This window comes from Lentzea sp. NPDC092896 (genome assembly GCF_044754905.1).
Taxonomy (GTDB): domain Bacteria; phylum Actinomycetota; class Actinomycetes; order Mycobacteriales; family Pseudonocardiaceae; genus Lentzea.
Map to the genome: position 1 here is coordinate 336,334 of NZ_JBIVPX010000006.1, position 21,219 is coordinate 357,552.

The following is a 21,219-nucleotide window of genomic DNA, read 5'->3' on the forward strand; positions in this document are numbered from 1 at the left end:
TCTGCCCCCAGACCCCCGGCAATCTGATCGGGGGATAGCGCCACACGCGGGTAGATGGCACGCCTGTTGCGTTGGGCGGCTGCGCGTTGCTTAGAGGGTTGCGTTGGCGGTGGGGTCCCGTCACGAGCCGCACCAGGAGCGGGCCACATGTGAGAGGGAGGGTCAAGTCGACGAAAAGCGTGTCGACTTGACCCTCCCTCTCACATGCAGCAAGAGCTGTGGCGCGACTCGTGACGGGACCCCACCGCCCTGGCCGTTCGGTAAGGACGGCTCGCCTTCGGCTTCGCGGGTGAGTTGCGTACCCATGAGCGTGCGCTGCGTTTAGCCGCGAGCGGGCTAGGGCCTGCGGGCCGCTACCAGTAGGCCGTCGCCCAGCGGGAGGATCACCGGCACCAGGCGGTCGTCCTCCTTCACCAGGCGGGCGATGTCCCGCATTGCCTGGGTCGAGTCGTCCCGTTTGCTGGGATCCACGACGGCGCCGTGCCACAGGACGTTGTCGAACGCGATCACGCCGCCTGGGCGCAGCATGCGTACGCCGTGTTGCAGGTACTGCGGGTATTCGGGCTTGAAGGCGTCCACGAACACGAGGTCGTACGCCGCGTCCGTCAGGCGCGGGAGGACGTCCAGGGCCTTGCCCATGATCAGGCGGGTGCGCGACGGGGAGATGCCTGCCGCCGCGTAGGCCTCGCGGGCCGCTCGCTGGTGTTCGGAGGCCACGTCTATCGAGGTCAGGATGCCGGACTTGGGCATGCCCGCCAGGAGGTAGAGGCCGCTGGTGCCTGCGCCGGTGCCGATCTCGACGACCGCGCGGGCCTGGAGTGCGGTCGCCAGGAACCGCAGGGCGGCGCCTCCGCCCGCGCCGATGGGCACGCAGCCCAGTTCCTGGCCGCGTGCTCGTGCTGCCAGGTGTACGTCGTCCTCGGGGAGGTACTGCTCGACGTACTCCCGCAGGGCCGATTCCGGGGTCACGGGGTAGCAGGTTAGTGCTTCGAGTGCTCAAAACGGGTGAACGTGGCCCGAACCGAGATTCTCAGGGTGCTCTCAGCCCACTCTCACGATCGTTTAAAGGGAGCAGGAGAAGGTACAGAGGCAAGAAGCCAGGCTCTAGTCGGGAACAAGCCGGACCCGTCGCCCGTTGAGCCGCATAAGGGTCGCCGGGCGGCCCACATGGAGGTGCCGAAACACCTGATGCGCACGCAGTCGAGTTCTCCGGAGGCCGTCGCGCCCATCGAGACGGCCGACTGGACGCCGCCCTCGTGGGACGCGATCGTCCGTGAGCACGCGGACAGGGTCTACCGGCTCGCGTACCGCTTGACCGGCAACCAGCACGACGCCGAGGACCTGACGCAGGAGACTTTCATCCGCGTCTTCCGGTCGCTGGCGTCGTACAAGCCGGGCACCTTCGAGGGGTGGCTGCACCGCATCACCACCAACCTCTTCCTCGACATGGCACGCCGGCGCAGCCGCGTGCGCATGGAGGCGCTGCCCGAGGACAACGACCGCCTCGAGGGTGACGACCTGTCCCCTGAGGAAATCTACGACGAGAACCACCTGGACCCCGACCTGCAGGCCGCGCTGGACGAGCTCCCGCCGGAGTTCCGCGCCGCGGTCGTGCTCTGTGACGTGGAGGGCCTTTCCTACGAGGAGATCGGCGCCACGCTCGGGGTGAAGATGGGTACGGTGAGGAGCAGGATCCACCGGGGCCGCCAGGCTCTGCGGGTCGCGCTCGAACGCCGTCGTCAGGAATCGTTGCTGGAGGACTCTGCATGACCGACCTCCGTGGTTGGGGCCTGCCTGAGCAGCATCTCTTGCCGGATGCCGTGGTCGCGTTCGTGGACGGAGAACTGTCCTCGACCGCCCACGAGCGAGCCTCCGCGCACATCCAGCGCTGCGGCTTCTGCGCGTTCGAGACCTACACGCAGCAGCAGGCGCGCTCCGCCGTGCGCACCGCTTCGGCGCCCACGGCGTCCGCCTCGCTGCTCGACAGGCTCGGCGCGATCCCACAAGAGGTCGATCTGCCGTCCGCTCCGGACGGGCTCGCGATCACCGAGGACGGTCAGTTCGTCGCCGTGCAGAGGACGGACAAGCCCGCGTTCGGCTCAGGGCCGGTGCTGGGTTCGTCGAGACCTCTGGGCAGCAACGGCTGGTTCAGCGGACGTCGTGCCCGACAGGGTGCCGGGGTCGTCGTGAGCGGCATGTTGCTGAGCGCGCTCGCGTTCACCACGCCGGAGAGCGAAGCACCCGCCACGACGCCAGTGCCGCAGAACGCCGGCGCGATCTTCGCGACCACCCCCTGACAGTCATTTCACTGTTCGTGAGGCACGCTGTAGTTCAGCACTCCTAGCGGAAAACTCGGGGAGAGATGAGCCAGCAGTCGCCCAACGGCCAGACGTCCACACCCGTTTCCGGAGTGGACGACGGAGCCCATCGCCGGCTCCGGCCACGGCCACTGGTGCAGCCGCCGGTCGACCCCGCGTCCGCCACCGCCTTCGGCCGCCCGGACGGTGTCGCCGGGGCGTTCGCCGCGCGCGACGTGCCCGTGTCCCAGCTCCAGTCCGCGCCGCCGCCTCCCGAGTCCCTCGTCACGGCGTTCGGCCGGCAGGGCTCCCAGGAACTGTTGCAGCGGCCGCCGCAGCCCGTGTCCGACCCGGATCCGGACATCGATCCGGTGTTCTGGGGCGACAAGCCCGCCGGTGACCCGTGGCGCGACCCGGCCTCCGGTGCCGTGATCGGCCCGCCCGCCGTCGGGGAGGACCCGCCGGGTGAACCCGAGCGCAAACAGGAGCCCGGCCCGCAGCTGAGCGTTCCCGAACTGCTGTTCGGCCGTCGCGTGAAGCCCACGGCTCTCGCGTTGCTGCTCACGGTCGCGCTCGTGCTCGGCGCCGTCGGAGGTCTCGTCGGCTGGCTGATCGGCCGGGCCGGCAACCCCCTGACCGACTCGACCGTCACGCTGGCCGAGGTCACCGAGGGCAAGGAACGTCCCGCCGGCTCGATCTCGGAGATCGCCAAGCGCGTGACGCCCAGCGTCGTCTCGATCGAGTTCAAGGGCGCGAACGTCGCGGGTGTCGGCTCCGGCGTCATCATCGAGGCCGGCGGCTACATCCTGACCAACGACCACGTCGTCGCCCCGGCCGCCCAGGACTCCTCGGCCAAGCTCAGCGCCGTCTTCACCGACGGCACCCGCGCCGCGGCCCGCGTCGTCGGCCGCGACCCGAAGACCGACCTCGCGGTCATCAAGGTCGAGGTCACCAACCCGACCGTCCTGCAGTTCGGCAACTCCGACGACCTCCAGGTCGGCGACAGCGTGATCGCCATCGGTTCGCCGCTGCAGCTGTCCAACACCGTCACCGAGGGCATCGTCTCCGCGCTGCACCGCCCGGTGACCGCCGCGGGCGAGAACGGCGGCCCCCAGGTCACCTACGACGCGATCCAGACCGACGCCGCCATCAACCCCGGCAACTCGGGCGGCGCGCTGGTCGACTCGCGCGGTGCCCTGATCGGCATCAACTCGTCGATCCGCACCGAGACCGGCGGTTCGGTCGGCCTCGGCTTCGCGATCTCCGGCAAGCAGGCCCGCAAGATCAGTCAGGAACTGATCCGCAACGGCCAGGTCAAGCACGCGGACATGAACCTCAACGTGAAGTCCGTGTCCGCGGAGACCTCTGAAGGCGCCCAGGTGCAGAACGTTCCCGCGGGTGGTGCCGCGGCCGCCGCCGGCATCCAGGAGGGCGACGTCATCACCAAGCTCGGCGACCGCATGGTCCGCAACGCCGCCGAACTGGTCGTCGCGGTCAGGGAGCACGAAATCGGCGAAACCGTGCAGGTAGTGCTGGCACGCCAAGGCCGTGAGCTCAAACTAGACGTCACATTGAAGAGCGACTGAGAAGTAGGCTGAGACCTGTGTTCGACAGCATCGGATGGGTAGAGATCCTCATCATCGTCGTCGCGGGTCTCTTCATCCTGGGGCCCGAACGCCTGCCATCGGCCGCGGCCTGGCTGGGCAAGACGGTGAGGCAGGTCCGCGAGTACGCGACCGGCGCGCGGGAGCAGCTCAAGCAGGAGATGGGGCCGGAGTTCGAGTCGCTCCGCAAGCCCCTCGAAGACCTGCGGGAGCTGCGCAACTTCGACCCGAAGCGCGCGGTGACCAAGCACCTCTTCGACGACCCCGAACCGACCAAGTCCAACGGCTACCCGACGCCGTCGACCCCGCCCGCGGCCGAACAGCGTCCGCTCGCACCGGGCGAGCGTCCGCCGTACGACCCGGACGCGACCTGACGTTCTGCTAGCGGGCGGCGGGGGAGACGTTCAGCAGGCGCCCCGCCAGTCCGCGCGAACGCACCGACAGCTTCGTGGCGATCCCCGTCAGCACCTGAGCCGCGGCCGAGTCCGGCACCGCCTGCACGATCGGCGTGCCGGAGTCGCCGTTCTCCCGCAGGCGCGGGTCGAGCGGCACCTGGCCGAGCAGCGGCACGTCGGACCCGATGGCCTTGGTCAGCGACTCCGCGACGGCCGCGCCGCCACCGGTGCCGAAGATCTCCATGCGCGAACCGTCGGGCATCTCCAGCCACGACATGTTCTCGATGACACCCGCGAGCCGCTGACGGGTCTGCAGCGCGATCGACCCGGCGCGCTCGGCCACCTCGGCTGCGGCCTGCTGCGGGGTGGTGACGACCAGGATCTCGGCGTTCGGCACGAGCTGGGCGACGGAGATCGCGATGTCGCCGGTACCGGGCGGCAGGTCGATCAGCAGCACGTCCAGGTCGCCCCAGAACACGTCCGCGAGGAACTGCTGCAGGGCCCGGTGCAGCATCGGCCCGCGCCACACGACCGGCGTGTTGCCCGGCGTGAACATGCCGATCGAGATGACCTTCACGCCGTGCGCCTGCGGCGGCATGATCATCTTCTCGACCTGCGTGGGCTTGCCGTCCGCACCGAGCATGCGGGGGATCGAGTGGCCGTAGATGTCCGCGTCGACGATGCCGACCGACAGTCCGCGAGCGGCCATCGACACGGCGAGGTTCACGGTCACGGACGACTTGCCGACGCCGCCCTTGCCGGACGCGACGCAGTACACGCGCGTCAGCGAGCCCGGCTGGGCGAACGGGATGACCGGCTCCTCGGTGCCGCCGCGCAGCGTCTTGCGCAGCTCGGTGCGCTGGGCGTCGCTCATCACGTCCAGGTCGACGCGCACGGACGAGACGCCGTCCAGGGCCGTGACGGCCGCGGTGACGTCCTTGGTGATCTTGTCCCGCATCGGGCAGCCCGCGACCGTGAGGAAGATGCCGACCACCACGACGCCGTCCGCGCCGACCTCGACGTCCTTGACCATGCCGATCTCGGTGATCGGGCGGCGGATCTCGGGGTCCTGCACACCGGAGAGCGCCTTGCGGACGTCCTCGACGGTGGGGAGTGGCTGTGTGGTGGTCACCTGCCCCATGCTACGTCCGGTTCGTGCCCCTCCTACCGGCCGGTCACATCTGGGCACAGGCCCAGGTCGTAGCCAGGAGCGCGCTGTCCGTAACATCGACGCCCGTGCCGGAATCGGGTAGTTCCCGATTGCCCACCCGTGTCGAGCTAGGGGTGTGGCGATCGTTCCTCCGCGCGCATGCACGGATCACGAGGGTCCTCGAGGCCGAACTGATTGCTGAGCAGCGCCTATCGCTCGCGGCGTACGACGTGCTGGTTCAACTGGCCGAGACGCCTTCCATGCGCATGCGCATGACCGAACTGGCCGATGCCGTCCTGCTGTCCCGTTCTGGCGTGACCCGCCTGGTGGACCGTTTGGAACGTGCCGGTCTTGTCGGGCGGGAACGCGCCGACGGTGACGGACGCGGCATCGTGGCCGTGCTCACACCGCTGGGCGCTGAACGCCTGCGCAGTGCTTCCACAACCCACCTCGCCGGCGTCGCCGAGCACTTCGGGGAGAGCTTCGGCCCCGGTGAGCTCGAGGCCTTCGGCCGCACGTGCGATCGCCTGGCCGCGGACGACGTCTTTCCGTGATCACGGTGGTGGGACTTGTGCACGTCGAGGCTGGCCGCCTCCTCGTTGTTCGCTCACGCAACAAGAAGGCCTTCTACCTTCCCGGCGGCAAGATCGAGCCAGGTGAGAGCCCTGTCGACGCGGTGCGCAGGGAGGTCCGCGAAGAGCTCGGCATCGAACTCGACCGCCCCGAGGTCCTCAAGCGCTACGTCGCCCCGGCCTACGGCGAGGGTGAGGGCGCGATCGTCGACATGACCTGCTTCACGGCTTCGTTGCTGGGCACGCCGCGGCCGACGAGCGAGATCGCCGAACTGACGTACGTGACGCGCGACGAGTACCGCGAGCACGCCGAGACAGCACCCGCGATCCACGAGGTCCTGGCGGACCTGGTCGCGAGTGGACAGATCAGGACGTGAGCCGGCGCGCTTCCGCCAGCACCAGTTCGTCCAGTTCGGCCAGCGCGTCCCCGAGCAGCAGCGGCATCTCCTCCCACGCGTGCTTCAACGAGGCACCGGCCAGCGCGCTGACCGCGGGGCCGTCGATGCCCGCGGTCACCAGCGAGCACGCGGCGAGAACGACGTCGGTGTCCTTGGCCTCGTCCAAGTGCCACAGCGCCACGACGTCGCGGAACTCCTCGACGGTCAGGGCCTGACCTTCTTCAGGTTGTTCTGCTCCTTCATCAGCTTCTCCAGCTCACCGCGGATGAAGTCGCGCGTCGCCACCTCGCCCAGCGCCAGCCGCACCGCCGCCAGTTCCCGTGCCAGGTACTCGGTGTCCGCCTTGGTCTGCGCCGCCCGCGACCGGTCCTCCTCCAGCGACACCCGGTCCCGGTCGTCCTGCCGGTTCTGCGCGAGCAGGATCAACGGCGCGGCGTAGGCGGCCTGCGTCGAGAACGCCAGGTTCAGCAGGATGAACGGGTACGGGTCCCACCGCAGCGACACCGCGACGAGGTTCACCACGATCCAGGCGAGCACGATCAGCGTCTGCCAGAACAGGAACTTCCCGGTGCCGAGGAACCGCGCGAGCCGTTCGGAGAGCTGACCGAAGGTGTCGGGGTCGATCGAGAAGCGGAATCCTCGCGGCTCCCGGGGGAGATCGAGTCTGCGCCGAGGCAGCAGTTCAGGCATGGCTCAGTCCCGTCTCGCGCCAGTTCGCCGGCAGCAGGTGGTCCAGCACGTCGTCCACGGTGACGGCGCCGAGCAGGTGCTCGGCCTCGTCGAGCACCGGGGCGCACACCAGGTTGTAGGTCGCGAAGTAGCGCGTCACGTCGCTCAGCGAGGCGTTCGGTGGCAGGCGGGCCAGGTCCGTGTCGAGCACGCCGGCGACGAGGTCGAACGGCGGTTCGCGCAGCAGCCGTTGGATGTGCACACAGCCGAGGTAGCGGCCGGTCGGCGTCGCGGAGGGGGAGCGGCAGACGAAGACCATCGACGCCAGCGCGGGCGTGAGGTCGGGATTTCGCACTCGTGCCAACGCTTCCGCGATCGTCGCGTCCGGCGTGAGGATGATCGGCTCCGGCGTCATGAGGCCACCGGCGGTGTCGAACGAGTACTCCAGCAGGCGCCGGACCGGAGCGGACTCCTCCGGTTCCATCAGTTCCAGCAGCCGGTCCTTCATGCCTTCGGCGAGCTCGCTGAGCAGGTCCGCCGCGTCGTCCGGGTTCATCGCCTCCAGGACGTCCGCCGCGCGTTCCTCGTCCAGGTGGGACAGAACGTCCTTCTGGTCCTCTTCGGACAGTTCCTCGATGACGTCCGCGAGCCGTTCGTCGTCCAGCGCGTCGGCCACCTCGTAGCGGCGTTTGGGCGGCAGCTCGTGCAGGGAGTTCGCGACGTCGGCCGCGCGCATGCCCTCGAAGACCGCCACCAGCTGGTGCGCGCTCTGCGGCTGACCCGCGATCTCGTTGACGCTCAGGCCGGAGACGTCCTCCCAGTGCCACACCTGCACCGGGCCCTTGAGGCTGAACCGGCCGGTCCGCTCCCGGCCGGCGACGCGGACCATGCGCCAGTCGCGGGTGCGGGTCACCTCCATCGCGGCGTCCACGACGACCGCCGTGCCGCCGTCCCCGACCTGGATCTTGGCGTCGAGCAGCTCGCCGATCACCAGCACCTCGTTGACGCGCTGGTGGAACGGCCGCAGGTTCACCGACCCGGTCGCGAGCGTCACGGCGTTCGGCTCGATCGAGGTGACCCGCAGCATCGGCACGAAGATCCGCCGGCGCGTCACGAGTTCGACGACCATGCCGAGGACGCGCGGTGGCATCCGGTCGATGCGGAGGCTGATCACGACGTCACGGGCCTTGCCGATGGGTTCGCCGTCGGGGCCGAACACGGGAAGTCCGGCCAGCTGGGCGATGTAGATCCGGTTCACAGCCACCACAACGCCAAGGCTAGATCAGGTGGAGGCCGCCCACCCGGCGATCTCGGCGCAGATCACGGCCTCTTCCTGGTCTTCTTCCAGGCACCAGATCCAGTTGGTCACCGCGCGGTGCAGCGTCCAGTCCCGTGCCGCCTCCTCGTCCAGTTGGCCCGCGTCGCACACCGCGTGGAACCGGTCGGCGAGTCCTCTTCGTCCGTCCATCTCGTCGAACCTGTTGCGCAGCAGCGGAAGCACGCCGAACTCGAGATCGCCGGACAGCGGTTTCGGGTCGATCATCAGCCACGGTTCGCGGTGGCCGCGCAGCACGTTCTCGTAGTGCAGGTCCTCGTTGACCAGCGTCGTGCCCATCGGCCGGGTGCCGGCCTCGCGGGCCGCGTCGAGCAGCCTGCGCGGCACCGCCGGGTGATCTTCGAGTTCGCTTTCGAACCGCCGGATCTCGCTCGGCGCCTGGAGTCCGCTGTGGCGGCGCATCAGGTCGCCGATGACGCCGATGGCCAGGTCGACCGGTTCGTCGTCGAGCGAGTGCTGGTCGAGGCGTTCCAGCAGCAACGCGCCCAGTTCGGCGTCGTGGTCCAGGAGCCGCACGGTGCCGTTGCCGTCGTAGAGCTGGAGAGCCAACGGCTCGTGCACGGTCTCCTCGTCGACCCAGCTCAGCTTGAGCACCGCGGGATGCCCGTCGGCCTGGCGCACCGGCAGCACGACCGCGCAGAACCCGTTCATCAGCGCGCCGTCCGGAGTCAGTTGCCAGCGCGCACATGCCTTGGTGGCGAGCTTCGGCAGCTTGGCCACCCACTCCCCGGCGCCGTCGCCCAGGCCCTCGCCGAAACCCTCGGGCACGGTGATCATGAGCTGAACTCCAGCCGGTACACCGCGTCCCACTCCGGTTTGGTGTTGAGCCGGGCGGTCTTCAACGCCAGCGCCGTCTCGTCGTCCGGCTCCGTGAGGTGCGCGACGGCGGGTGCGTCGATGAGGTGCGAGTGCGTGCTGGGGGAGCGGACGGTGACGGTGACCTCTGCTCCATCGGTCAGCCCGGGCACCCTGGGTTCGGTGCCGCCGGAGAGGACCCACAGCGCGTCGGCACGCCAGTGCGCGTGCACGAGACGGGGTTCGTGACCGGGTGAGGTGATCCAGACGGCCGCCGCCTTGCGCAGCGCCGCGTCGAGCACTCGAGTGATCTCCACCGGTTCAGCCTGCCAGGCTTTGTGAAACGGGACTCAGGGAATATGCGCCCGGAGATGATGCGTGCCACTGTGGCGCTCATAGTTACCGGCCGGTACAAGGAGGTACTCCAGTGGTCGACCAGCAGCGTCCCCGTCGCTCGTGTCTGGCGGTCCCCGGCTCGAGCCAGAAGATGATCGACAAGGCGCGCACGCTGCCGGCGGACCAGGTGTTCCTGGACCTGGAGGACGCCTGCGCCCCGCTGGCCAAGCCCGACGCCCGCAAGACCATCGTCGCGTCGCTGAACGAGGGCGGCTGGGGCGACAAGGCCCGCGTCGTGCGCGTCAACGACTGGACGACGGAGTGGACCTACCGCGACGTCACCGAGGTCGTCGAGGGCGCGGGAGCGAACCTCGACTGCATCATGCTGCCGAAGGTCCAGACGCCCGAGCAGGTCGTCGCGCTCGACTTCCTGATCACCCAGATCGAGAAGACGATGGGCTACGAGGTCGGCAAGATCGGCATCGAGGCGCAGATCGAGAACGCGCTGGGCCTGAACAACGTCAACGCGATCGCCACCGCGTCCCCGCGCGTCGAGACGATCATCTTCGGCCCGGCGGACTTCATGGCGTCGATCAACATGAAGTCGCTGGTCGTCGGCGAGCAGCCGCCCGGCTACGACGTCGGTGACGCCTACCACTACATCCTGATGCGGATCCTGATGGCCGCGCGGGCCCACGACAAGCAGGCCATCGACGGCCCCTACCTGCAGATTCGCGACGTCGACGGCTACAAGCGCGTCGCCGGCCGGTCCGCGGCGCTGGGCTTCGACGGCAAGTGGGTGCTGCACCCCGGCCAGATCGACGCGGCCAACGAGGTCTTCAGCCCGAAGCAGGACGACTACGACCACGCCGAGAACATCCTCGACGCGTACGAGTTCTACACGTCCGAGGCGGGCGGCCGGCGCGGCGCGGTCATGCTCGGCGACGAGATGATCGACGAGGCGTCGCGCAAGATGGCGCTGGTGATCTCCGGCAAGGGCCGTGCCGCGGGCATGGCGCGCGCGAACGTGTGGACGCCGCCGGAGGACTGATTCCGTTACGGATTGTGCTCCACTTCACCCTGAATGTCACTGGACGTGTTCGACCGTCACGGGTTGCATTCGAAACGGGTGAAGTGGAGCACAATCAGTCACCGAAGTTTGCGGTCCGCCCCTGGCATGGGGGCATGCTCTGGGGCATGTCACGTTCGAGTAACGGCAAGACGAGCAGACGGTTGCGGCTCTTCAAGCGTCGCGAGGACGACCTGCTCGAGCGCAGCTTCCGCAGCTGCCCCGGATGCGCTTCCGACGTCCACGTGTTCGCCGACGTCTGCCGCCACTGCGGTGGCGCCCTGGAGATCGCCCTCGCGGGCTGAGTTCTCCGCTAGTAGGTGTTGCCGTTCGCGGCCGCGATGATCGCGATGATGATGAACGCGAAGTAGAGCAACCATCCACCGATGACGAAGTAGCCGACGATCAGGCCGGCCATGGCCATGCCGTGCCCTTCCTCCTCGCCCCGCTTGATCTTCCCCATCGCGATGTGGCCGAAGATGACGCCGACGATCGCCGTGATTCCGCACGTCACGAAACCCACGCACGACAGCACCAGCGACAGGATCGCGTTCTGCTGCGGCTTCGGCATGGGCGGCGGGTAGCCGTAGCCGTAGGGCTGCTGCTGGCCGTAAGGGCCGGGCTGGCCGTAAGGCGGCTGCTGCTGGCCGTACGGATCCCCTGGCTGCTTCGGGTTGTACGGGTCGTAGGTCATCGAGGGTCCCCCTAGAAGTGTTGACGCGGGATCTTAAGGTCCTGCCTCTCAGTTCGTCGCGTGTGGGTGTGGGATTACACCTGTCAGGGATGCTGTTTCGGTACAGCAGGTGCTGCCGTTGTTGCGGAGAGCACACCGCGGTCGCAAACGGGCGTTAACCGGTCCATACTCGCCGGTAACCAAAGCCTTGGAAGGGAAGTGCGATGGCGCGCCTCGCCCAGACCGCGGGTCTCACGGACATCCAGGAAGAAATCCTCGCGACCGTTCGCACGTTCGTGGACAAGGAGATCATCCCGCACGCCCAGACGCTGGAACACGGCGACACGTACCCCGCCGACATCGTCGAGGGCATGAAGGAGATGGGTCTCTTCGGTCTGACGATCCCGGAGGAGTACGGCGGCCTGGGCGAGTCCCTGCTGACGTACGCGCTGGTGGTCGAGCAGATCGCGCGGGGCTGGATGAGCGTCTCCGGCGTCATCAACACCCACTTCATCGTGGCGCACATGCTCAAGCAGCACGGGACGCCCGAGCAGAAGCAGAAGTACCTGCCGCGCATGGCCGCCGGCGAGGTGCGCGGCTCGTTCTCCATGTCCGAGCCCGAACTCGGCTCCGACGTCGCGGCGATCCGCACACGGGCCGTTCGCGGCGATTCCGGCTACACCATCAACGGCCAGAAGATGTGGCTGACCAACGGTGGCACGTCCAACCTCACCGCCGTGCTGGTGAAGACCGACGAGGGCGCCGAGAAGCCGCACCAGAACCTCACGACGTTCCTGGTCGAGAAGCCGGAGGGCTACGGAGAGGTCCTGCCGGGCCTCACGATCCCCGGCAAGATCGACAAGATGGGCTACAAGGGCGTCGACACCACCGAGATGGTGTTCGACGGCTTCGAGATCGCCGCGGACCAGGTGCTCGGCGGCGTCACCGGCCAGGGCTTCCGGCACATGATGGACGGCGTCGAGGTGGGCCGCGTGAACGTGGCCGCCCGCGCGTGCGGCATCTCGATCCGCGCCTTCGAACTCGCGATCGAGTACTCGCAGCAGCGCAAGACGTTCGGCAAGGCGATCGTCGAGCACCAGGCCATCGCCTTCAAGCTCGCCGAGATGGCGACCAAGGTCGAGGCCGCGCACCTGATGATGGTCAACGCCGCGCGTCTGAAGGACTCGGGCCAGCGCAACGACGTCGAGGCCGGCATGGCGAAGCTCATCGCCTCCGAATACTGCGCCGAGGTGACGCAGGAGTCGTTCCGCATCCACGGCGGCTACGGCTATTCCAAGGAATACGAGATCGAGCGCCTGATGCGCGAGGCCCCGTTCCTGCTGATCGGCGAGGGCACGTCGGAAATCCAGAAGACGATCATCTCGCGGGGACTGCTGCGCGACTACCAGTCACGCGGTTAGACGAACCTGCTGATTCCTCCGTTAGGGGCCAATCTTTCACGGGATTGGTCCCTAACGGTTTTTGCCCGCGGGCCATAAGGTTCGCTCACTTTGAGCACAGATCTGACACTTCCGAGACCTGTGTCGCCGCCACACGTGGTCCGTCTGGAGCTGGACACGTTCTCCGGCGTCGACCGTCCCGCGCTGGCCAAGTGGTTCGGCGACCTGTTCACCGGCCTGCTCGCACCGCTCTGCCCGGCCTCGGTCGAGGAGCTCGTGGCCGTGGCGCGCGACTACCGCCCTTCCGACACAACGCCCTGGGGGCCGCCGGGATATGCCCGCCTCCTGCTCTCTTCGGGTGACTTCACCCTTCCGTCGTGGTCGGCGGCCCTCGACGACCTGCCGTCGTTCCTGCGCGTGCAACTCGTCCAGCTCGACTCCCAGGGCCTGCCCCTGGTCGACGGCGGCTGGTCCGCGGAGATCCTGTTGAAGGACGACCCCGCCTTCCCGCACCAGATCACCGTCACGGCCGCGCGTTCGCTGTTCGGCGGCTGGATTTCCCATGTGGTGCAACAGGAATGGCTGTCGGCGTTCCGCTCGGGCGCCACGCTCGCGCAGGCCTGCGGCGGCTGGATCACGCTGGACCGCGTCGGCGTGCGGACCGCGCACGAGGTCGCCGTCGGCGTGGGCCTGGACGAATCCCTTTTCATGGCAGCGGAGTTGTCGCGCGGCCCGCACTGGGCGACGTTGCTGGGACCACGTCAGGTCGCCGCTTTGGGTGGTGTGCAAGAAGTCTGCACCACCGCGCCGGTCGTCTCCGCCGACCACCTGGGCGGCGGCCGCATCCTCCTGCAGCTGACGGACCACCTCGACGAGGTGCCGCCCGACGTCGTGCGCAAGCTGACCGAGTTCCTCAGCCCGGTGCTGCACTGACCCGGCGAGATGCGCTGTCGTTTGGGACCCTCTCCTCCGTGAGGCCATCACCGAAAACCGACGTGCTCATCGCCGTGGACACCGCACTGCGCCCCACGGGCTTCGTCCGCCGCGGCCACGTCTGGCTCCAGGACCGCGGCGACGGCGTCGCCGGCTGGCTGGGCTTCGGCGTCACGGGCTCGCTCGACCTGACCCCGCTGGCCGGCGTCTGCTTCCAGCGCTACGACGAGGTCTGCCGAGCCCTCGGCGTCGGAATCCCGGCCACCCCCTTCATCTCCGCGCCGCTGGGCCACCTGATGCCCGACAAGCCCGTCTGGAAGTGGACCTTCGACCCACGCGGCGACCACGCTCCCGTCGCCGCGTCGCTGGTGGCCGCGTTCCTCAAGCACGGCAAGCCGTACATCGACAAGCACGCGAAGTGGGACGCGCTGGCGAAGGAACTCGTCGCGAAGCCCGAGTCGTTGCTCGACTTCGAACGGGCGCGCAAGCTCGCGATCATCCACGCGCTCAACGGGAACGCCGGTGCGGCCGGTGAGGTGCTGAAGAAGGAGCGGGAACGGGTGGCGGACAGCAGGGACGCCTACGCGCGTTCGTACCGCGCCTTCGCTCACCGGTTCGAAATCGCATACCCCAGTTGATCGAACGCATGTTCGACTACCGGGCGGCCGTATTGAGGCAAACGTTGAAGGTGACGTCCTAAATGTCGGAACTCTCACTTCGGTCACACGTGGTGGTCATCACTCGTTCGGACTATAGGTAACCGGGCTTTCGTCAGTCAGGCTTCACGCCGACATAACTAGTTCGCGTGTCGTCGGGGGACATGCGCGAGCCTGGGGGCCCACTTTGTTGCACCGCCGCCGCGCGGCGAGTCAGTCATGCCTGCGCACGTCCAGAAACGTCTCCGCAGCCCTGCTGTCACTCGCCCTGGCCGCCACCGTCGTGGCCGTAGTCGCCGACACGCCGCGGACAGCGGCGCCGCCGCAGCCCGTCACCGAGGCACCTGACACCGCGACTGCTCTCAACGCCGCCCGCGCGCAGGGCATCGAGGTCGAAGCGGTCAACATGCGCACCGAGACGCGCGAGGTGTTCGCACAGCCCAGCGGGCACCTCAAGGCCGCGGTCTCCGCTCTGCCCCAACGCGTTCAGCGCGACGGCAAGTGGGTGTCGATCGACCCGGAGCTGACCCCGACCGACAAGGGACTCGAGACCAAGGCGACCAGCGTCGGCCTGACGTTCTCCCGTGGCGGCACCGAACCGCTGGTCCGGCTGGGCAAGGGCGGCAAGGAGTTCACCCTGACCTGGCCCGGCGTGCTGCCGGCCCCGGCGGTGGACGGCCCGGTCGCGACCTACCGCGAGGTCTTCGAGGGCGTCGACCTGAGGATGACCGCGAAGAACGGCGGCTACGAGCAGTTGCTCGTCGTCAAGGACAAGACCGCGGCCGAGCACGTCGCCGCTGTGAAGCTCGGGATGCAGACCACGGGGCTGACCGTCCGCCCTGGCGCGCAGGGTGCGTTCGACCTGGTCGACGCCGCCGGCGAGATCGTGTTCGGGGTGCCGCAGTCGCTGATGTGGGACTCGAAGCAGCGTGCGGAGACCGAGGCGCCGCGCACCGACCAGGTGCCGATCGGCGTCGAGTTCGCGGCGGACTCGCTCACGCTGGTGCCGGACCAGAAGCTGCTGACCGACCCCGCGACCGTGTACCCGGTTTACGTCGACCCGGCGCCCGCCGAGAAGTCCAACGTCGGGTGGACCACCGTGTACGACGACGGCTCCAACCCGATGAGGGAGAAGCCGCACTGGAACGGCGCTGACTCCCAGGCGGAGACGTACTCGTGGGTGCGGGTCGACCCCACCGCGAGGTCCGGCCGCGCCTACCTGACGTCACCGAAGCTGGTCACGCGGTCGTACTTCCAGTTCGACACGAGCTTCCTCAACGGCAAGAGCGTCTCCTCCGCCCGCATGGACGCGACCGTCGTGCACTCTCCGACCTGCAACGCCTGGCACCAGCACGATCTGCACGTGGCCAACGGGGACATCGGGCCGGGCACGAACTGGAACAACCAGCCGGGTGACATCGGCGTCCTCACCAGCGCGAGCGTGCCCTCCGTGAACGGCAACTGCTCGGAACACAAGGCCTTCTCCTTCAGCAAGGACACCTTCCACCACTGGCTCGACACGACCGGCAACTCCACGTACTGGATCGGGTCGTCGGACGACGAGAACGCCTGGCGCAAGTTCGATCCCAGCAAGTCGAAGCTGGTCGTCTACTACAACGGCCGCGCGGACACCCCGAGGGACCCCGCGACCGTGGAGAACCTCCAGGCGTGCGGCCACTGCGGCGGCATGCCGTGGTACGGCGGATCGACGATCACGTTGAAGGCCAACGTGTCCGATTCGGACGGTGACCAGGTGAAGGCCACCTGGGACGTCTACGACGAGAACCCGGACGTCGCCAACACCCAGAACAAGAGGGTCTTCTGGAGCAACACCTGGTTGCCCTCCTGGTCCAACACCTCGCAGGACGTGTCGCTGACCGGGGTCGCCGACGGCCGTCTGGTCACGTGGTTCGTGGCGGCCGATGACGGCGCGTGGAGATCGGACTACGTACTGGGGCCCAAGCAGTTCCGGATCGACCGCACGAATCCGGTCAACAAACCGGACGTCAGCAGCGTCACCTACCCGGAGGACAACCGCTGGCACGGCGGCACCACGGTGCCGGGCAAGTTCACCTTCACCGCCAAGGACGCCGACACCGACAGGTTCGCCTACGGCTGGGACGACGACACGACCCCGCTGTCGGCGCAGGCCGACGCGCTCGGCGGCAGTGCGACGGTCACGCTGTCCATGCCCGGTGACGGCCCGCGCGACCTCTTCGTGCGCTCGGTCGACCGCGCGGGCAACGCCGGCCCGGCACGCGTCTATCACATCTACGTCCGTGCGGGCAGCGGCGCGATCGCCCAGTACGCCATGGACGGCAACGTCAACGACACCGCGTACCTCGGCGACCGGCACGGCACGACGCACGGCGAGACGAGCTTCACCACCGGCGCGGTGGGTTCCGCGCTCGCCCTCGACGGCATGGGTGGCCACGCCACCGCCCCGAACGCCGTGCGCACCGACTCGAGCTTCAGCGTCTCGGCATGGGTGCGCCTCGACGGCGGACTCGACCAGTACTGGCGTGCGGTCGTGAGCCAGGACGGCAACTCGGTGTGCGCCTTCTGCCTGCAGTACCAGGCGGACAACAGGCGCTGGGTGTTCGTGATGCCCCAGCAGGACTCCGCGAACCCGACCACCTGGGGCGTCGTGAAGTCGTTGGAGGAACCCACGCCGGGTGCGTGGACTCACCTCACCGGTGTGTTCGACGCCGACACCAAAGACGTCAAGCTGTACGTCAACGGGGTGCTGCAGGGCACCGGCAAGGCCACCTCTCCGTGGCACGCGGCAGGTGAGCTGCGCATCGGTCAGGCCAAGGCGCAGGGCACCTTCCACCACAACATGTTCGGTGCCATCGACGAGGTGCGCGTGTACGACCGCGCACTGACCGACGCCGAGGTGACCGGCGAAGTGCGGCGCGACAACGTCCAGGTCGGACACTGGCGGTTCGAGGACGCTCCGGGCACCACCGCGCGCAACGCCGTCACCAACGGGGCGAACGCCGCGCTTTCCGGCGGGGTGTCGTTCTTCGAACAGCGTCCACAGCCGAAGAACAACGCGGTGCGCTTCGACGGCACCGGGCAGGCTCGCACCACGGGCGCCGTCGTGCGCACGGACAAGAGCTTCACGGTGTCGGCGTCCGTCACGCTCTCGGACACCACCGGCCCGATGACCGTGCTGTCGCAGGACGGTCCGAGCTCCAGCGGGTTCGTGCTGCAGCAGAAGGACGGTCGCTGGCTCTTCGGGATGACCGAGGGCAACGGCAGCACGGCGTGGAACGTGCTCGCGCAGAGCGCGCCGGGCAGCGCGGTGAAGAACGTGCCGACACATCTGGCCGCTGTCTTCGACACCGGCACGAAGAAGGCAACCCTGTACCTGGACGGTGGCGAGGCCGCGGTGAGCGCCGTCGCCACCAAGCCGTTCTGGGACGCGGGCGGCGCGTTCGTGATGGGCACCGACCAGCAGGGCGCCTTCCTGAAGGGCGATCTGGACGACGTCCGCGTGCACAGCAGGGCGCTGGCGGCCGACGAGATCCGCGACATCGTCAAGCTCGACGCCGACCCGGTCCGGCAGTGGCGCCTCGATGGCGACGCCGTCGACGCGTCCGGCAACAACGGCGCCCTGACGCTCGGCGACCCGGTCGACTGGGTGAGCGGGCAGAACGAGAACTCCGACCCGAAGGACCTCGCTGCCCGCCTGACCGGTGTCCCGGGGGCGTCACTGCGCGCCGGGCATGCGGTGAACACGTCGCGCAACTTCTCGGTCAGCGCGTGGGCACGGCTGGACCGTGTCGTCACCGACCGCTACCCGGCCGTGCTGTCCCAGGACGGCAACACGGTCAGCGCCTTCCAGTTGCAGGCGACGCCGGACGGGCACTGGTCGTTCGCGATGTTCGGCAAGGACGAGACGGACGGTGGCGGTCGTCAGACACGGGCGATCGGCATGGTGGCCCAGCAAGGCGTGTGGACCCACCTGGTGGGCACCTACGACGCGGCTCGCGACCGGATGACGTTGTACGTCAACGGCATCGAGGCCGCCTCCGCCACTCATCCGGACGCCTGGGACCGGCCGGACGGCCAGTTCCGCATCGGCCGTGCGCAGTGGAACGGCGCCGACGTCGACCTCTTCCCCGGTGCGATCGACGACGTGGAGGTCCACAACCGCGCGTTGTTCGCGGACGAGATCCGCGCGAAGTCGGGCCGTGACCTCAACCTCCTGCACAAGTGGCAGTTCGACGAGGGCACCGGCGCCACCGCCGGTGACGCGGTCGGCGGCAAGGCGGGCACGCTCACCAACGCCACCTACGCACCCGGTCGTCTCGGCAACGCGGTGAGCTTCAACGGCGCCGGCGAGGTGTCGACGGGCGCGGTACCCCGCACGGACCAGAGCTTCACGGTGTCGGCGTGGGTGTACCTGCCGGAGGAATGTTCCGCCGCCAAGTGCAAGAAGGTGGCGGTCAGCCAGGACGCGAACCAGAACAGCAAGTTCCGCCTCGGGTACCTCCAGGACAGGAACAACCCCGCCAACTGGATCTTCGAGATGCCCGAGGACGACCTCGGCAACACGGTGATCACGAAGGCCGCCGTGTCGGTCGAGCGTTCCGACTTCAAGAAGTGGGTGCACCTGGTCGGCGTGTACGACCGTGCGGCCAAGCAGTTGCTCCTCTACGTCAACGGCAACCGGATGGGTGAGGGCGCGCTCAACAACGCCTGGACCGCGTCTGGTGGGGTGCAGATCGGCCGGTCGAAGCTGGCGGGCGTTCCGGCCGAGGCCGAACGCTGGACCGGATCCGTCGACGACGTCCGGATCTACACCGGTGCGACCAACCTCGACGGCGTGTTCAAGCTGTACAAGTCGTATCCAGCGAAGGACCAGCCGGTCGCCACGCTGCCGGTCGCGGACGCCGGGCACTGGAAACTGGACGAGAAGACCGGCACGACCGCGGCGGACAGCAGCGGCCGTGGCAACGCGCTCACCCTGAGCTCCGGCTCCACCTGGGGCGGGGGTCGCAACGCCGGCAGCGCCTGGTTCAACGGGTCGAGCGGCGCGGGGGAGACCGCGGGTCCGGTCATCGACACCTCGAGCAGCTACACCGTCAGCGCGTGGGCCTACCCGGAGAACGGCATCACCGGCAACCGGTCGATCGTGGCGCAGGACGGCACGCAGGACAGCGCCTTCGTCCTGTCCTACAACGGTGACTCCGGCCGATGGGCGGTCGTGCAGCCGCACGCGGACGTGAACGGCGGCACCGCCACGGTGCTCGTCTCGTCCGAGCCCGCGAAGATCGGCCGGTGGACCCACCTCGCGGTGGCGTACGACGCCGACATGAAGCAGCTTCGCCTGTACGTCAACGGTGTGCAGTCCGCGGTCAAGGTCGGCGCGGTCGGCTGGAACGCCACGGGTCCGTTCACCGTCGGGCGCAGCAAGTGGGACGGCGTCAAGGGCAGCTGGTGGAACAAGGGCGTCGACGACGTCCGCGTCTTCGGCAAGGCGTTGACGCAGGGCGAGATCAACCTGGTGCACAACGACGTCATGCTGAACGACGCCGGTCTCTGGAAGTTCGACGCGAGCAACGGCGATGACACCACCTGGCGTGCCAACACGTTGACGACGACGGGCGGCGTCACGTTCGGCCGCGGGGTGTTCGGGACCTCGATGAGGTTCGACGGCACCGGTTCCGCGACGGCGAAGGCCTACGGCGTCAACCCGCGGGACAGCTTCACCGTCCAGGCGTGGGCGCGGCTGGAGCGGGACGACAGGACCTCCACCGTGCTCGGCCAGGACGGCACGGAGGTCAGCGGCTTCGTTCTGCAGTACCGGCAGGATTCCAAGCGGTGGGCGTTCTCCGCACCCGTGCAGGACTCGACCGAGGCGCCGCTGGCGAAGGCGCTGTCCGCGGAGCCTGCCGTGCTGGGGCGTTGGACGCACCTCGCCGGTGTGTACGACCACGGCGCCGGACTGCTGAAGCTCTACGTCGACGGCAAGCTCGTCGGCACCACGTCCGGCCGCATGTGGCTCGCCGACGGCCCGATGTCCGTCGGCAGGAGCAAGTCGGACGGCAAGGACGCCGAACAGTTCGTCGGACTGGTCGACGAGGTCCGCGTCGAGCTGGGCATGGCGCCCGACGCGACGTTGCTCCAGCGAGCGTCTCGTCCGCCGGCACCCGCCGGCCAGCTCGGCCGGTTCCTCAGCACCGCCGGTCCTGGCGAGCACTACACGGGCCTCACCGGCGATGCACCGCTGCCGAACTATCGCTATGAGGGCGTGATGGGCCAGCCGCCGTCGTTGACGGAGCCGAACACGCGACCGCTGTACTCGTGCAAGTCGGGCAACGACCACTTCAGTTCGACCGCCGCGGACTGCGAAGGCGCGACGCTGATCGGTGAGACCGGCGCGGTCTACTCCGTGAAGCCCGTCAACATCCCGGCCGTCGAGCTCAACCTGTGCGTCGTCAACGCCGACAGGTTCACGGCCACGGCGGACGACTGCGAAGGCCAGACCAAGGTGAAGAGCTTGGGCTGGCTGCGTGCCTACGCACCGCTGTCCCGGTACCTCAGCACGTCAACCCCATGGGACCACTGGAGCACCACTCACGGCGTGGCTCCCGGCTACCGCCATGAAGGCGTCCTCGGTGTCGTCGGGCTGGCAAGCGCACCCGGCACCGCTGTCCTCTGGCTGTGCCGCGAAGGCGCCGACACGTTCAGCTCGCGGGACTCGGCGTGCGGAGGCAAGGAACGCCTCGGAGGCATCGGCTACGTGTGGACCTCACCGCCGGAGGGCGTGGAGTCCAAGCCGCTGATGCGCTGCCGTGCCGGTGCGGCCGGCAACCGGTTCGACTCGGTCAGCAGCACCTGTGAGGGGCAGGTGGTCGAGGAGCAACTCGGCCACGTGCTCGTGACCACGCCCACCACCGTCGCCACGTTCTGACCTCTGGGGGA

The 21,219-nt window shown here is 68.6% G+C and carries 20 protein-coding genes; 12 read left to right on the forward strand and 8 right to left on the reverse strand.

What is annotated here, in order from left to right; translation table 11 throughout:
- Nucleotides 1–336: 336 nt before the first annotated feature.
- Nucleotides 337–969: an O-methyltransferase gene (locus ACIQF0_RS29525; RefSeq protein ID WP_401034585.1), complete on the reverse strand. Its 633-nt coding sequence runs from the start codon at nt 967–969 to the stop codon at nt 337–339.
- 219 nt (nt 970–1,188) lie between these two features.
- Here ACIQF0_RS29525 and sigE point away from each other — a divergent pair, with 219 nt between their 5' ends.
- The 4 genes from sigE to tatB all read left to right on the forward strand — a co-directional run bounded on the left by sigE (nt 1,189) and on the right by tatB (nt 4,275).
- Nucleotides 1,189–1,770 carry an RNA polymerase sigma factor SigE gene (sigE, locus tag ACIQF0_RS29530; RefSeq protein ID WP_169746025.1) on the forward strand — a complete coding sequence of 194 codons (582 nt, stop codon included), beginning with the start codon at nt 1,189–1,191 and terminating at the stop codon, nt 1,768–1,770.
- Nucleotides 1,767–2,297, forward strand: coding sequence for a zf-HC2 domain-containing protein (locus tag ACIQF0_RS29535; protein ID WP_401034588.1), 531 nt, complete (start codon nt 1,767–1,769; stop codon nt 2,295–2,297). Before sigE ends, ACIQF0_RS29535 begins: the two co-directional genes overlap by 4 nt.
- 65 nt (nt 2,298–2,362) lie before the next feature.
- Nucleotides 2,363–3,883 (forward strand): trypsin-like peptidase domain-containing protein, encoded by a 1,521-nt coding sequence (locus ACIQF0_RS29540; protein ID WP_401034591.1) that lies wholly within the window; start codon nt 2,363–2,365, stop codon nt 3,881–3,883.
- Between the two features lie 17 nt (nt 3,884–3,900).
- A complete protein-coding gene (tatB, locus tag ACIQF0_RS29545) occupies nt 3,901–4,275 on the forward strand; it encodes a Sec-independent protein translocase protein TatB (protein ID WP_330270937.1) in 375 nt (124 codons plus the stop codon).
- A gap of 7 nt (nt 4,276–4,282) precedes the next feature.
- Here the strand turns inward: tatB and ACIQF0_RS29550 are convergent, their stop codons facing one another.
- Entirely contained in the window at nt 4,283–5,428 is a 1,146-nt protein-coding gene (locus ACIQF0_RS29550; RefSeq protein WP_401034593.1) for an Mrp/NBP35 family ATP-binding protein, read from the reverse strand.
- 104 nt (nt 5,429–5,532) lie between these two features.
- Here ACIQF0_RS29550 and ACIQF0_RS29555 point away from each other — a divergent pair, with 104 nt between their 5' ends.
- Nucleotides 5,533–6,000 carry a MarR family winged helix-turn-helix transcriptional regulator gene (locus tag ACIQF0_RS29555; protein WP_035913526.1) on the forward strand — a complete coding sequence of 156 codons (468 nt, stop codon included), beginning with the start codon at nt 5,533–5,535 and terminating at the stop codon, nt 5,998–6,000.
- Nucleotides 5,997–6,395, forward strand: a complete 399-nt coding sequence (locus tag ACIQF0_RS29560) for an NUDIX domain-containing protein (RefSeq protein ID WP_401034596.1) — start codon at nt 5,997–5,999, stop codon at nt 6,393–6,395. Before ACIQF0_RS29555 ends, ACIQF0_RS29560 begins: the two co-directional genes overlap by 4 nt.
- Here ACIQF0_RS29560 and ACIQF0_RS29565 read toward each other — a convergent pair.
- Genes ACIQF0_RS29565 through ACIQF0_RS29585 form a run of 5 tightly spaced genes read right to left on the reverse strand, consistent with a single transcriptional unit; the run spans nt 6,385 to nt 9,533 of the window.
- Entirely contained in the window at nt 6,385–6,597 is a 213-nt protein-coding gene (locus ACIQF0_RS29565; RefSeq protein WP_401034598.1) for a hypothetical protein, read from the reverse strand. The genes ACIQF0_RS29560 and ACIQF0_RS29565 overlap by 11 nt on opposite strands.
- A gap of 23 nt (nt 6,598–6,620) precedes the next feature.
- Nucleotides 6,621–7,106 (reverse strand): DUF1003 domain-containing protein, encoded by a 486-nt coding sequence (locus ACIQF0_RS29570; protein ID WP_319980200.1) that lies wholly within the window; start codon nt 7,104–7,106, stop codon nt 6,621–6,623.
- Nucleotides 7,099–8,352 (reverse strand): magnesium transporter MgtE N-terminal domain-containing protein, encoded by a 1,254-nt coding sequence (locus ACIQF0_RS29575; protein ID WP_360037667.1) that lies wholly within the window; start codon nt 8,350–8,352, stop codon nt 7,099–7,101. Before ACIQF0_RS29575 ends, ACIQF0_RS29570 begins: the two co-directional genes overlap by 8 nt.
- A 15-nt stretch (nt 8,353–8,367) precedes the next feature.
- Nucleotides 8,368–9,198, reverse strand: coding sequence for an aminoglycoside phosphotransferase family protein (locus tag ACIQF0_RS29580; protein WP_401034601.1), 831 nt, complete (start codon nt 9,196–9,198; stop codon nt 8,368–8,370).
- Nucleotides 9,195–9,533, reverse strand: coding sequence for a hypothetical protein (locus ACIQF0_RS29585; RefSeq protein WP_401034604.1), 339 nt, complete (start codon nt 9,531–9,533; stop codon nt 9,195–9,197). The genes ACIQF0_RS29580 and ACIQF0_RS29585 overlap by 4 nt, the downstream gene beginning before the upstream one ends.
- 110 nt (nt 9,534–9,643) lie before the next feature.
- Between ACIQF0_RS29585 and ACIQF0_RS29590 the strand changes: the two genes are divergently transcribed.
- Both ACIQF0_RS29590 and ACIQF0_RS29595 read left to right on the forward strand, forming a co-directional pair.
- Nucleotides 9,644–10,603 carry a CoA ester lyase gene (locus tag ACIQF0_RS29590; RefSeq protein WP_360037658.1) on the forward strand — a complete coding sequence of 320 codons (960 nt, stop codon included), beginning with the start codon at nt 9,644–9,646 and terminating at the stop codon, nt 10,601–10,603.
- Nucleotides 10,604–10,749: 146 nt separating this feature from the next.
- Entirely contained in the window at nt 10,750–10,926 is a 177-nt protein-coding gene (locus ACIQF0_RS29595; protein ID WP_319980195.1) for a hypothetical protein, read from the forward strand.
- Between the two features lie 8 nt (nt 10,927–10,934).
- Here ACIQF0_RS29595 and ACIQF0_RS29600 read toward each other — a convergent pair whose 3' ends face one another.
- Entirely contained in the window at nt 10,935–11,315 is a 381-nt protein-coding gene (locus ACIQF0_RS29600; protein WP_360037652.1) for a DUF4190 domain-containing protein, read from the reverse strand.
- A gap of 203 nt (nt 11,316–11,518) precedes the next feature.
- Here ACIQF0_RS29600 and ACIQF0_RS29605 point away from each other — a divergent pair, with 203 nt between their 5' ends.
- From ACIQF0_RS29605 to ACIQF0_RS29620, 4 genes are all read left to right on the forward strand, one after another.
- Nucleotides 11,519–12,715, forward strand: a complete 1,197-nt coding sequence (locus ACIQF0_RS29605) for an acyl-CoA dehydrogenase family protein (protein WP_401034608.1) — start codon at nt 11,519–11,521, stop codon at nt 12,713–12,715.
- 120 nt (nt 12,716–12,835) lie between these two features.
- Entirely contained in the window at nt 12,836–13,627 is a 792-nt protein-coding gene (locus ACIQF0_RS29610; protein ID WP_401034611.1) for a hypothetical protein, read from the forward strand.
- A gap of 38 nt (nt 13,628–13,665) precedes the next feature.
- Nucleotides 13,666–14,265: a hypothetical protein gene (locus ACIQF0_RS29615; RefSeq protein WP_401034614.1), complete on the forward strand. Its 600-nt coding sequence runs from the start codon at nt 13,666–13,668 to the stop codon at nt 14,263–14,265.
- Between the two features lie 205 nt (nt 14,266–14,470).
- Nucleotides 14,471–21,208: a LamG domain-containing protein gene (locus tag ACIQF0_RS29620; RefSeq protein ID WP_401034616.1), complete on the forward strand. Its 6,738-nt coding sequence runs from the start codon at nt 14,471–14,473 to the stop codon at nt 21,206–21,208.
- Nucleotides 21,209–21,219: the final 11 nt, after the last annotated feature.